The sequence below is a fragment of the Pseudoxanthomonas japonensis genome (genome assembly GCF_010093445.1).
Taxonomy (GTDB): Bacteria; Pseudomonadota; Gammaproteobacteria; order Xanthomonadales; family Xanthomonadaceae; genus Pseudoxanthomonas_A; species Pseudoxanthomonas_A japonensis.
On record NZ_PDWW01000005.1, the window covers coordinates 20,113 to 32,586 of the forward strand.

The following is a 12,474-nucleotide window of genomic DNA, read 5'->3' on the forward strand; positions in this document are numbered from 1 at the left end:
ATCAACGCGACTCGAGAATAGGCTGACGGAAGGTTTTGCTCATCTCATTTTGACTGTCTTCACGCATGCGTCGGCGCTCCGCCACGGTGTAGCACTGAGTCGTGGCCCGGTGCGAGCCCACCTTTTTCTCTCGCGTGCACACCTGCCGACTGTCTTCATGGGCGCGCGTCAAGATGGTATTAACCAGCTCCTGGTCGTTGAACACTTTGACCTTGTCGCTCGCCGACAGCTGATCTACGCCACCCGTCCGCAGCAGCGAGTCGCCGATGCGGTTCAGCGCGTCTCGCACATCCTGGCGATCCTGCTGGGAGATTTCGGAATAGGTTTCTCCGTCACCCATTTGAGTCAGGATCTGTTCTCTCTGCTGCTCGAATGGCACGGAGACATTGAGTCGCTGCGGCTTGTCGGCGCTACTACCGGCAGCTGCGCTCATGGCGCCGTGTGCCACTGGGATGACCAGCAGCATGATGGAGACAAGTACCAATTTACGCATGCCTTTCACCTCGCTCGAAATGTCTCATCCTCAAACTCCCCGATGTTGCTGTCGCCACGCCCCCACCAGCGTTGTACCGGGAGTGCGTCGGCGTGGCACGAACGTTGATTCTTGCATACGTGCGTGGGGCCGGGCCAAGGCTCTTTGCGGAAAAAACAAGGCCCAGGCGGGTGGTCGCCCGCCTGGGCCAAACAATTGCCCCGATTACCGTAATCCTGTGCTTTCCAGATGTATCCACCGGGAGGAACGCAGAGCTTCGGTCCGGACAAGGCTACGCGGTTTTCGATTAAACCACCGTTAAAGAGCGCGTTAATTCTGCGTGAAATCGCGGCTCGTGATCACGGGCTGCAGCCCCGAGCCCTATTCAGCCCGGGCGGCGAGATGGTCAACGATGCAGCCCGCCACATCCACGCCGCAGACGGCCTCGATGCCCTCCAGGCCGGGCGTCGAATTCACCTCGAGCACCAGGGGACCGCGCTGGGCGCGAATCAGGTCCACCCCCGCGACGCCCAGCCCGAGCACCTTCGCAGCCCGGATGGCCACCGCCCGCTCTTCTTCCGTGGCCTCGGCCAGCAGCGCGGTACCGCCGCGGTGGAGGTTGGAACGGAAATCGCCCTCCGGCGCCTGCCGGCGCATCGACGCCACCACGTCGTCGCCCACCACGAAGCAGCGCAGGTCGGCGCCCTCAGCCTCGCCGATGAATTCCTGCACCACGAAGCTGGCATAGAGGCCCCGCAGGGCCTCCACCACGCTGCGCGAGGCGGAAGGCTTCTCGGTCAGCATCACACCGGCGCCCTGCGCGCCCTCGTTCAACTTGATGACGTGCGGAGGGGGGCCCAGCATCGACAACAGGTCTGCCGTGTCGTCGGGGTTGTCGCCGAAGACGGTCACCGGCAAGTCAATGCCCTGCGCCGCCAGCAACTGGTGCGCACGCAGTTTGTCGCGCGCCCTCAGGATGGCGTCGGAAGGATTGGGGCTGTAGGTGCCCATCAGCTCGAACTGCCGCAGCACCGCCGTGCCGTAACGGGTAATCGACGCACCGATACGGGGAATGACGGCGTCGTAGCCCGCCAGCGACCGCCCCTTGTAGCGCAGCTGGAATCCATTGGACGAGATGCGCATGTAGCAGCGCAGCGGATCCAGTACGCGGACCGTATGCCCGCGCTGCCGCGCCGCCTCGACCAGGCGGCGCGTCGAGTACAGCTTGCCGTTGCGCGACAGGATGGCGAGCTTCATGGAGAGTCAGTCAGCGGGGGTCACGCAGAGCATGCCACGCCCGGAAGCCGGGGCGATGACAGGACGAGGGAGCGGAATGGAGCGGGTGATGGGAATCGAACCCACGCTAGCAGCTTGGGAAGCTGCAGTTCTACCATTGAACTACACCCGCACGATGGCGCGAGTCTATGCCGCGGCGCGCGGCAAGGCAATGCGGCGCCCGGGGTGGGCGCCGCATTGCCCGGCGTGCATCAGAAGCCGCCGCTCAATGTCATGAAGGCGGTGGTGTTGGTGCCGCCACCCTGGTTGACCGTGGTGTTCACGCCCAGGTTGGCGTCGAACCCGAACAGTTTCGTGCGCGCACCCAGCAGCAGCGTGCCGTAGCTGTCGTCGGTATCCAGGCCCGGCACCGCGTACGGCGCCGTTCCGGGCATCGACAACGACTGGGCGAACACTTCCGCCGCCGGGTCCTCGAACTCGCGGTCGATCGTCAGGCGGGCATACGGCGCCAGGTGATCGTTGATCGCATAGCTGACCTGCCAGCCGGCGCTGCCGATCAGCGAATCGAAATCCTGGTCCGGATACGCCAGCGCGGTCGAGTTGACGTTGCTTTCGCTGTAACCGTCCATCTCGATGGTCTGCGACACCACGCTCACCACCGGGCCATGGCGGAACGCGCCATCACCGAACTCGTAGCCCGCGCTGGCACCGACGGTCAGGTTGGTGCCGTCCGGCGAGCCGCTGTGGCGACGCGTCACGCCGCCCAGCTGCACTTCGCGGTCCACGTCGTACGAGAGCCAGCTGTAGCTGACCTGCGCATTCGCCCACAGGTGATCGCCGTACCAGCCGGCGAAGCCGCCGAGCGTGGCATCGGATTCGTCGAAGCTGCCGCGGCGCAGGCCGAAGTCGTACTTCGCACGGCCGTAGCCCGCGAACGCGCCGTAGACCCAGGACCCGCTCGACCAGTCCACGCCGAACGTACCCATCGGACCCGCGCCGTCGTACAGATTGCCGTCGTCATAGCGCAGGAAATCGCCGCGCACGTCGCCCCACCAGCGCATGCCGTCGGCCTCGGGCTTGCCTGCCACGTGCGACGCCACCCGATCGGCGCGAGCGCGGCCATGCACCGACGCCGTGTAGGGCAGCAGCGCGATCTGGCGCGGACCTTCCAGCACCGAGACCGCGTACTGGGACAGGATGCCGTGGGCCTTCGACGAGGGATGCACGCCATCGGCGAAGGCGTACACGTCGGCCGCGTTGGGGGTGGCGTAGTTGAGCGGGCTGCAGGTGACCGACGAGGCGGTGATCTGCGGATTGCAGGCGGTGCCGGTGACGTTGCCGAACCCGTACTCGGCCGGGCTGGCCACGATCTCGCGCAGCAGCGTGAAGGTATCCAGCGGGATCACACGCAGGCCGGCGGTGTTGAGGGCGCCGAACAGCGAGGTGTTGTAGGTGGTGGCCAGCTGCGTGCCGGTGGCCTGCGCGGTCGCACCGCCGGCACGGAACTGCGGCGTCACGCCCAGGTCGGGAATCGTCGGCACCAGGATGTAGCGCGCGCCGGCGTTCTGCAGCGTGCCGATGATGCCGACCTGCGCGGTCACGGCACCGCCGATCGTGGTCGTGGGATTGGCCCCACCGACCACTGCGAACAGGTCGTTCGCACCGCCCCACACCGTGTACAGCGCATTCGGATCGGCGCGGCCGCCATTGGCGGACAGGTAACTGGTCAACTGCGTGGTCATCGACGGAATCGGACCCAGCGCACCCGAGGTATTGGTGCCCACGCGGGCGCCGCCGACGGCGTAGTTGGTGCCGCCCTGGTTGGAGCTGACGGCACCAGTGCCGTAGTACTCGGCCAGGTATTCGGACCACACCAGGCCCGGATTGGTGGTGAAGCGGCCGAGGATGGCGCCGTTCGGACCGACCGCCTGGATCAGCGCCGGGCGGAAGTGCCCGGAGTCGGTCAGGCTGTCGCCGAAGAAGACGGTCTGGGAATACGGACTGTCGCCGGCAAGGGCGGGCGCGGCCGCCACCGCCAGCGCAACGGCCAGCAGGGAACGGACGGGCGAGAAGGAACGCTTCATGGAATCTCCGGGGCAAGGGATGGAAGGACTGCGCGCCGGCTCTGCCGTACGGCTGCGCATGGCGCGCATCGTTCCACCAAGCCCGTCGGCGTACACGCTGCAATGCGGCAAGCCACCGCACCATCGGCGACAATGCCGCCATGGACATCCAGTTGAATGGGCAGCCGCAGGCGCTGCCCGAGCAGAGCACCATCGCCGACCTCCTCCACTCGCAGGGCCTGGCCGAGCGCCGCGTGGCCATCGAGGTCAACGGCGAGATCATCCCGCGCGGCCAGCACGCGCAGCACGCGCTCAAGGCCGGTGACCGCGTCGAGATCGTGCACGCGCTCGGCGGCGGCTGAGCGCCAGGGCTGTCGTCGACGGGACGCACCGGCGTCACATGGGCGATAATCGCCGCATGTCGAACACCGCCCCCCATGACCCGCTGGTGATCGCGGGCAAGACCTACCGTTCCCGCCTGCTGACCGGCACCGGCAAGTTCAAGGACTTCGAGGAAACCCGCCTGGCCACCGAGGCCGCGGGCGCCGAGATCGTCACCGTCGCCATCCGCCGCACCAACCTGGGCCAGTCGCCCAACGAGCCCAATCTGCTCGACGTGCTGCCGCCGGACAGGTACACCATCCTGCCCAACACCGCCGGCTGCTATACCGCCGCCGACGCCGTGCGTACCTGCCGGCTGGCGCGCGAGCTGCTCGACGGCCACACCCTGGTGAAGCTCGAAGTACTGGGCGACCAGAAGACCCTCTACCCCGACGTCGTGCAGACGCTGGCCGCCGCCGAGACGCTGGTGGCCGACGGTTTCCAGGTGATGGTCTACACCAGCGACGACCCCATACTCGCCCGCCGTCTGGAAGAGATCGGTTGCGTGGCGGTCATGCCGCTGGCCGCGCCGATCGGTTCCGGCCTCGGTGTGCAGAACAAGTACAACCTGCTGGAAATCATCGAGAACGCCAAGGTGCCCGTGCTGGTCGATGCCGGCGTCGGCACCGCGTCCGATGCGGCCATCGCGATGGAGCTGGGCTGCGACGGCGTGTTGATGAACACCGCCATCGCCGGCGCCAAGCATCCCGTGCTGATGGCCAGCGCCATGCGCAAGGCCGTCGAAGCCGGCCGCGAAGCCTTCCTGGCCGGCCGCATCCCGCGCAAGCGCAATGCCTCCGCGTCCAGCCCGATCGACGGCCTGATCGGCTGATGACGGACCCGTTCTCCAGTCCCGGCGCCAAGACGCCGCCCAAGCCCTTCACCCTGACCGAAGGCCGGCGCGAAGTCCGCAGCTTCGTGCTGCGCCAGGGCCGCTTCACCGAGGCGCAGCAGCGCGCGTTCGACACGCAATGGCCGCGCTTCGGGCTGGATTACACCGGCGAACCGCGCGACTACGACGCGGTGTTCGGGCGCACGGCACCACGCGTGCTGGAAATCGGCTTCGGCAACGGCGAGGCATTGCGCTTCGCCGCTGCGCACGACACGGCACGCGACTACCTCGGCCTGGAAGTGCATGCGCCCGGCGTCGGCCGGTTGTTGAACGCGCTCGCCGAAGACGGCAGCGATCACGTGCGCATCTACCACCACGATGCGGTGGAAGTGCTGCAGCACGAGGTCGCCGACGGATCGCTGGACGAAGTCCGCATCTACTTCCCCGATCCGTGGCACAAGAAGCGCCACAACAAGCGCCGGCTGGTGCAACCGGCCTTCGCCGCCCTGATCGCACGCAAGCTGCGCCCGGGTGGCCGCCTGCACTGCGCCACCGACTGGGAGGCCTACGCCGAGCACATGTGGGACGTGCTGGACGCGACCCCGGGCCTGGCCAACCGCGCCGGACCTCGCGGCAGCGTGCCGCGCCCCGACTGGCGCCCGCAGACGCATTTCGAGACCCGCGGCCAGAAGCTCGGCCATGGGGTGTGGGATCTTCTGTACGACAAGCCGGGAATGGGGAGTGGGGACTAGGGAATGGACGAGACGGCCCGCCCACGTCCCCGTGCACGTTTCAGGCCGCTAGGCAGATTGGTCTTCGCCGATTCCCGATTCCCGACTCCCGATTCCCGCCTGCCGTAATGGACAACGCGCTGACGCTGACCAACGACATGAAGCTCGTCCTCGGGCTGGTCGGCTTCACGATGGCGATGTTCCTGTTCGAGCGCATCCGCGCCGACCTGGTGGCGCTGGTGGTGCTGGTGGTGCTGGGCATCACCGGACTGATCGCACCGGAAGAGATCTTCGGCGGCTTCTCCGGCAACGCGGTGATGAGCATCATCGCGACCATGATCCTGGGCGCCGGCCTGGACCGCACCGGCGCCTTGAACCGGTTGGCCTCCTGGCTGTTGCGGCGCGGGCACGGCATCGAGCAGCGGTTGCTGCTGATGACCACCGCCATCGCCAGCCTCAACTCGTCCTTCATGCAGAACCCGTCGGTGATGGCGCTGTTCATGCCGGTCGCCTCGCGCCTGTCCTCGCGCACCGGGCTGTCGATGCAGCGACTGCTGCTGCCGATCGCCGCCGCCATCGTCATGGGCGGCGCGTTCACCATGGTCGGCAACTCGCCGCTGATCCTGCTCAACGACCTGCTGGTGTCGGCCAACAACAACCTGCCGTCGGGCATGGCCACGCTGGAACCATTGCGCATGTTCGCGCCGTGGCCGATCGGCCTGGCGCTGGTGATCGCCTCGCTGGTGTATTTCCGTTACTTCGGCGACCGCAAGCTCAAGGACGAGACGCAGGACAGCGACGGCGCGGTGACGCCCGCCCGCACCGAGAGCTACTTCGCCAACACCTACGGCATCGAAGGCGACGTGTTCGAACTGGTGGTCAGCGCCGAGAGCCCGCTGGTCGGCATGTCGCTGGGCGAGGCCGAAGCACTGCACGACGCACCGCTGATGCTGGCGCTGCAGACCGGCAACGACACGCGCCTGTCGCCGCCGGCGGACATGCGCATCTGGGTGGGCAGCGTGCTGGGCGTGATGGGGTCGCGACAGGACGTCGGCGACTTCGCGCAGAACCAGTTCCTGCGCATGTCCTCGCGCCTGCGCCACTTCGGCGACCTGTTCAATCCCAGCCGCGCCGGCATCTCCGAGGCGGTGGTGCCGCCCACGTCGAAGTTCATCGGCAAGACCGCGCGCGAGTTGCGCCTGCGCAAGCAGAACGGCATCAGCCTGCTGGCGATCAACCGCGACAAGAAGGTCATCCGCGAGAACGTGCGCGACGAGAAGCTGCGCGCCGGCGACATGCTGGTGTTCCACAGCATCTGGCAGGACTTGGGCCTGGCGGCGGAAAGCCGCGACTTCGTGGTGGTGACCGACTATCCGAAGGGCGAGCAGCGGCCGCACAAGTTCAAGATCGCAATGACGATCTTCGCCATCACCATCCTCATCGCGCTGACCTCCAAGCTGCCCGTCGCACTGACGCTGATGACCGGCGTCGCCGGCATGCTGCTGACCGGCGTGCTGCGGATGGACGAGGCCTACGGCGCGATCAACTGGAAGACGGTGTTCCTGATGGCGGGGCTGATTCCGCTGGGCTGGGCGATGGACAGCAGCGGTGCGGCGGCGTGGGTGGCCGGGCATACGGTCGAGCGCCTGCCGGACGGCATTCCGGTATGGGCGCTGGAAATCGCCATCGCCCTGCTGACCACCGCGTTCTCGCTGGTCATCAGCCACGTCGGCGCAACCATCGTGATGGTGCCGATGGCGATCAACCTGGCGCTCGCCGCGGGCGGCAATCCGACCGCGTTCGCGCTGATCGTGGCGCTGTCGGCGTCCAACAACCTGATGACCGCGTCGAACCCGGTGATCTCGATGATCGTTGGGCCCGCCAACTACACCTCGCGCCAGCTGTGGCGCGTCGGCGGGCCTCTGTCGCTGGTCTATACCGTCGTGGTGGTGCTCGTCGTCAATGCCATGTTCTGGTGGAACGGGCGCCCGGGATGACGTCGCCTTCGCTGGCACTGTCCCTGCTGCCCGAGCGCTACGCGGTCGCCCAACTGTCCGCCACCTCGCCCCTGCCCGCCTGGTGGCCGACCACCGGCATGCGGCACGCCGGCTGGACCGACGACGAACTGTCGCTGGTCTGCGAAGAAGCCCATGTTCCCGACGACGTCCGCTGCCAGCGCGGCTGGCGCATGTTCAAGCTGCAGGGGCCGTTCGACTTCGCGCTGACCGGCATCCTGAAGGCGGTACTGGATCCACTGGCGGCAGCCGGCGTGGGCATCTTCGCGATCTCCACGTTCGATACCGACTATGTGCTTGTCCAAGCGCATCAGCTGGAGCCGGCATGCGATGCTCTGTCGGCCTCAGGACACGGGGTCCTTCGATGATCTCTCGCGCGTCGACGCATGTCCTCGCACTGGTTGCGGTGCTCGTCCTTGCAGCCTGTCACGCTGGTGAACCCCAAGCGCCACTCTTCGATGCCGGCGACACCATCACGTGCCCGACCTTGAAAGTGAGGACGGCTTGGGTCCTGACCGTGCGCCAAGGACCCGACTTCCTGGTGTGCGAGTACCGTTTCGCCGACACACGCAAACCCATCGCATCCCTCTATATCGGAAACCATCCTGACACGCCGACGCTGAAGTTCGTTGGCTTTCATCCGGACGGTAGCGGAGACGCTTGGTTCGCTGACGCCGCGGCGGGACGAATGTGGCCGCGCTCCTACTGGACCTTCCGCGAGAACGCCTCACGCTCCATGGCGACGACCGTGATCCGCATCGAAGTCGACTCCTACGAAGAACTCAAGACGAAAGCCCGGATTGCTCAAGCACTCGAGCGATGACGGCCCTGCGGATTCAGCGTCTGTGCGACAAGATCCGCGCCAGTACGGCGCCGAAATGCAGCCAGATCGCGGCGAACACGCCCAGCTGCGTGACCAGGCCGTGTTGCACGGCCTCGAACTTGCGGAAGTAGCGCCACAGGCCACGGTGCTTGTGCCATTCCACGAATACCGGACGCGCGCGGCTGGAGACGCCACGGATATGCAGCACGCGGATATCGTTGGCGACGGCGACCATCGCGCCCGCGTCGCGCACACGCCGGCACAGGTCCATGTCCTCGGCGTGTAGACGGTAGCCCTCGTCGAAACCGCCGATCCTGTCGAACAGCGCGCGCGGCATCAGCATCAGCGCGCCGGAGATGATGTCCACCGGCTGCACTGCCTGCCTATCGTCGGCAGGCACGCCCAGCTTCGACGCCGCAGCCGGCGAGCGCAGCATCGCGGCGAACACCGGATCGCGGCGGCGCGCGGCCACATCGCGCACGCCGTCCTCATCCACCAGGTCGACACCCAGCATCGTCTCGCCCGCCGTGCCGACCGCATGCGCGCGCAACCGGGACAAGGTGTCGGCTTCCACCATCAGGTCGGGATTGACGAACGCCAGCCACGACGCCTGCGTGTCGCGCGCACCCTGGTTGCAGCCGACGGCGAAGCCCGGGTTGTCCGGATTGGCGATGAAGCGCAGCCGCGCATCCTGCAAGGCATGCCGCTGCACGATCTCCATGGTGTCGTCGCTCGAGGCGTTGTCGACCACGCGGATCTCGTGCACGCCATGCGCGACGCGCAGCCGCATCAGGCAGTCGTCGATGCTGGACGCGCTCTCGTGCGTCACCACCACCGCGGCAATGCCGGACACCTCAACCGAAGAGGTCACGCTGGCGCTCCGGCAAATCCGCTTGGGCATACAGCGCATGCAGCCGTTCGCGCGGCTGCCGCAGGGGATCCTCCATCAGGAAGGTCGCCAGCCGCGGCGTGAACGTGGGCCAGCGCGCGTTCAACGCATCCATGTCGCCATCCGCTGGACCGCCTTCGCCACCGCGCGCGACGAAAGCGGTTTCGCACAGGACATTCCGCCAGCCCAGGCCGGAGAGGCGCAGCGACAGGTCGACCAGCGCCGCGTACCACGAGGCGAAACTCGCGGCATCCAGTCCGCCGACACGCTTGCGCGCACTGCCGCGCAGCACCACCGCGTGCGCGACGGCGGCCGGCAGTTCGGGATGCAGGGGCGGTAGCGCCGCGCAGGCCAGCGCCGTGCGCTCGCGGTCCTCCGGCGGCGGCATCACCTCGCCGAGCCGGGGCCATGCCGCGGTTTCGCCGGCGTTGCACCACGGCGTGGCCGTGGCGATGGCGGCGTCGCGCGCCAGGCAGGCGGACAGCTGCTGCAGCCAGCCCGGCAGGGGCTGCGCGTCGGGGGCCAGCAGCACCACGTCGGCATCGCCGCAGGCGGACAGCATCTCGTCGACATGCGCCACTTCGCCGACCATCCGTGGCCGGCGCGTGTAGTCGGCCTGCAATGCGGTGCGGGCCAGCCAGCGCTCGATGATGGCCAGTCCGCGTGGCCCCGCCTGCGCGTCGTCCGCCAGCCACACGCGCGTGCCGGCGGGCGTGCCGGCATCGAGCGCGCCCAGGCAGGCATCCAGGGCATCGTCGTCCGTGCCGACCGGCAACAGGACGACCGGCAGGGGCGATGCGCTACCGGGGGTCACTTCTTCGGCGGCGCGTAGAGCGGATCCAGGGCACGGAAACGCTGGCCGTATTCGTCGGTCAGGTTGCGCGCTTCCTGCGGGTTGCGGACGATCGTCGGCGTGATCAGCACGATCACCTCGCTGCGCTCGCTGCTGGTGGACTTCCTGCCGAACAGCGCACCGATCACCGGCAGGCGGCTCAGGCCGGGAATGCCGGCGGATCCTTCCGTCGCACTGTCGCTGATGAGGCCCGCCAGCATCACGGTCTGCCCGGCTTCCACCGCGGCTTCGGTCTTCATGCGGCGCGTGTTGATGCGCACGTTGCCGTTGGCATCGGGTTCGCTGCCCGGCGAACTGACTTCCTGCACGATGTCCAGGAACACCATGCCGTCGCGGGTGACGCGCGGGCGCACCTTCAGGATCACGCCGGTATCCAGGTACTGCACCTGGCTGAAGGTGTTGTCCGTGCCGAGTCCGGGATTGACGGTCACCGACGAGATCGGGATGCGGCTGCCGACGTTGAGGGTGGCCTCGGCGTTGTTGCGGACGAACACGGAAGGCGTCTGCAGCAGGCGCACGTCGCTGACTTCGTCCAGCGCGGTGATCACCGCCGCGGCATCGTTCTTGACCAGCGTCCAGACGGCACCCGCGCCGCTCACGCCGCCGATGCTGCCGGCGAGCGTGCTCCACTTGCTGGGACCGCTCACCCCGGGCGTGCCGCCCGGCGGATTGAAGGGCCCAAGACCGTTGTCGGTCATCGCGCGCTCGAGGTACCAGTTGACGCCGTAGCTCAGGTCGCCGGTCAGCGAGACCTCCGCGATCTGCGCCTCGATATGCACCTGCATCGGCATCACGTCGAGCTTCTCGACGACTTCGCGGATCGAGTTCCAGGCGCTGGGACTGGCGCGCACGAGCAAGGTGTTGGTCTCCTCGACCGCCGCCACGCCGACGCGGTTGCCGTCGACTTCCAGCGTGACCGCGCCGCTGCCGCTGTCGCGCTGATTGAGCGACAGCGAGCCGCTGCCCAGGCCACCGGTCCCGCTGCTGCTTCCGCTGCTGCCGAAGTCCACGCTGCCGCCGTTGCCGTTGAGGCCGCCGTCGTTGATCTGCACGGGGTCCGTGCCCGGCATCAGCGAGACGTTGCCCGCCCCACCGGTCGACCGCTCGTTACCGGACCCGCTGCCGCCCGAGGACCCGAACACTTCCGACAGCCGCTGCGCGAGTTCGCGGGCCTTGATGTATTTCAGTTCGTAGGAGAACAGCCGGCTGCCTTCGCCCGCGCCGTCGATGCGTTCGAGCCACTGCTGGATCTGGTCCAGGTAGGCGGGCTGCGGTGTGATCACCAGCACCGCGTTGGCGCCTTCCAGCGGCATGAAGCGGAACATGCCGGCGCTCGGCGTCTTGCTGTCGTTGCCGAACACCTTCTCCAGGTCGGCGACCACGCGCGTCGCGCGACCCGACTGCAGCGGGAAGACGCCGACCGACATGCCGGACAGCCAGTCCACGTCGAAGATCTCGACGGTGCGCAGGTAGTTCTCCAGTTCGGTGCGCGTGCCCGCGAGCGTGATGACGTTGCGGGTGCCGTCGATGCTGACGATGGCGTTCGGGCGCGCGTATGGCTCCAGCACCTTCTTCATCTCGCTGGCGGAGATGAAGCGCAGCGGCACCACGCGCACCTCGTAACCGCGCGCGCTGGACGCCGGACCGGTGCGCGGCGCCACGCTGCCCGCGAGCGCCTGGTCGGACGGGATGATGTTGTAGCGCCCGCCGCTGTAGACCAGGCGGGCGTTGTTCCAGCCGAGCACCATCTCCAGCAGGTTCAGCGCTTCGGCTGGCGACACCGGCTTGGGCGTGCCCAGCGTGACCGTGCCCTGCACGCCCGGTGCGATCACGTAGTTCTGCCCCAGCATGTCGCCGAGGATGGCCTTGACCACGGCATGGACGGACTCGCCTTCGAAGTTGAAGGTGGCCGACCCGCTGCTCGCACCGCCAAGCGAAGGCACCGGCGCGGCGGCCGCGCTGCGGTTGATCATCTGCCCGTTGCCGCGGCGGACCTGCGCCTGCGGACCCGTCTCCGGCGCGTCGGCCTCGGACACCGGCGTGGTCTGCGCATTGCCCGGCACGATGCCCGTCGGCGTCGTCGCCCCGCGGTGCATCTCCGCCACGGGCGCGCTGGCGCACCCGGCCAGCAGGCCCAGGCAGAGGGAAAACAGGATCACACGTAACGTCATGCCGGCAC

The 12,474-nt window shown here is 67.7% G+C and carries 12 protein-coding genes and 1 tRNA gene; 6 read left to right on the forward strand and 7 right to left on the reverse strand.

The window, feature by feature from the left end:
* Position 1 precedes the first annotated feature (1 nt).
* The 4 genes from CSC78_RS05495 to CSC78_RS05510 all read right to left on the reverse strand — a co-directional run bounded on the left by CSC78_RS05495 (position 2) and on the right by CSC78_RS05510 (position 3,759).
* Positions 2-493 carry a hypothetical protein gene (locus CSC78_RS05495; protein WP_162336910.1) on the reverse strand — a complete coding sequence of 164 codons (492 nt, stop codon included), beginning with the start codon at positions 491-493 and terminating at the stop codon, positions 2-4.
* Positions 494-853: 360 nt separating this feature from the next.
* Positions 854-1,729, reverse strand: coding sequence for a 30S ribosomal protein S6--L-glutamate ligase (gene rimK, locus CSC78_RS05500; protein WP_162336911.1), 876 nt, complete (start codon positions 1,727-1,729; stop codon positions 854-856).
* Positions 1,730-1,806: 77 nt separating this feature from the next.
* Positions 1,807-1,880, reverse strand: a tRNA-Gly gene (locus CSC78_RS05505).
* Between the two features lie 79 nt (positions 1,881-1,959).
* Positions 1,960-3,759 carry an autotransporter domain-containing protein gene (locus CSC78_RS05510; RefSeq protein WP_202924130.1) on the reverse strand — a complete coding sequence of 600 codons (1,800 nt, stop codon included), beginning with the start codon at positions 3,757-3,759 and terminating at the stop codon, positions 1,960-1,962.
* A 173-nt stretch (positions 3,760-3,932) separates the two neighbouring features.
* On the opposite strand from CSC78_RS05510, the gene thiS reads away from it, so the two are divergent.
* The 6 genes from thiS (at position 3,933) to CSC78_RS05540 (ending at position 8,553) form a co-directional block, all read left to right on the forward strand.
* Complete coding sequence (gene thiS / locus CSC78_RS05515) at positions 3,933-4,133, forward strand: sulfur carrier protein ThiS (protein ID WP_162336913.1); 201 nt, start codon at positions 3,933-3,935, stop codon at positions 4,131-4,133.
* Between the two features lie 56 nt (positions 4,134-4,189).
* Positions 4,190-4,984 carry a thiazole synthase gene (locus CSC78_RS05520; protein ID WP_162336914.1) on the forward strand — a complete coding sequence of 265 codons (795 nt, stop codon included), beginning with the start codon at positions 4,190-4,192 and terminating at the stop codon, positions 4,982-4,984.
* Positions 4,984-5,736 (forward strand): tRNA (guanosine(46)-N7)-methyltransferase TrmB, encoded by a 753-nt coding sequence (gene trmB / locus CSC78_RS05525; RefSeq protein WP_162336915.1) that lies wholly within the window; start codon positions 4,984-4,986, stop codon positions 5,734-5,736. The genes CSC78_RS05520 and trmB overlap by 1 nt, the downstream gene beginning before the upstream one ends.
* 107 nt (positions 5,737-5,843) lie before the next feature.
* On the forward strand, positions 5,844-7,712 hold the full coding sequence (locus CSC78_RS05530; protein WP_162336916.1) for an SLC13 family permease: 1,869 nt from the start codon (positions 5,844-5,846) through the stop codon (positions 7,710-7,712).
* Positions 7,709-8,098, forward strand: coding sequence for an ACT domain-containing protein (locus CSC78_RS05535; protein ID WP_162336917.1), 390 nt, complete (start codon positions 7,709-7,711; stop codon positions 8,096-8,098). The genes CSC78_RS05530 and CSC78_RS05535 overlap by 4 nt, the downstream gene beginning before the upstream one ends.
* Complete coding sequence (locus tag CSC78_RS05540; protein ID WP_162336918.1) at positions 8,095-8,553, forward strand: hypothetical protein; 459 nt, start codon at positions 8,095-8,097, stop codon at positions 8,551-8,553. The genes CSC78_RS05535 and CSC78_RS05540 overlap by 4 nt, the downstream gene beginning before the upstream one ends.
* Positions 8,554-8,566: 13 nt before the next feature.
* Here the strand turns inward: CSC78_RS05540 and CSC78_RS05545 are convergent, their stop codons facing one another.
* The 3 genes from CSC78_RS05545 to gspD are packed head-to-tail and all read right to left on the reverse strand — an operon-like array spanning position 8,567 to position 12,466.
* Complete coding sequence (locus CSC78_RS05545; RefSeq protein WP_238391168.1) at positions 8,567-9,424, reverse strand: glycosyltransferase family 2 protein; 858 nt, start codon at positions 9,422-9,424, stop codon at positions 8,567-8,569.
* Positions 9,408-10,256 (reverse strand): glycosyltransferase family 2 protein, encoded by an 849-nt coding sequence (locus tag CSC78_RS05550; protein ID WP_162336920.1) that lies wholly within the window; start codon positions 10,254-10,256, stop codon positions 9,408-9,410. The genes CSC78_RS05545 and CSC78_RS05550 overlap by 17 nt, the downstream gene beginning before the upstream one ends.
* Complete coding sequence (gene gspD, locus CSC78_RS05555) at positions 10,253-12,466, reverse strand: type II secretion system secretin GspD (RefSeq protein WP_162336921.1); 2,214 nt, start codon at positions 12,464-12,466, stop codon at positions 10,253-10,255. The genes CSC78_RS05550 and gspD overlap by 4 nt, the downstream gene beginning before the upstream one ends.
* Positions 12,467-12,474 lie beyond the last annotated feature (8 nt).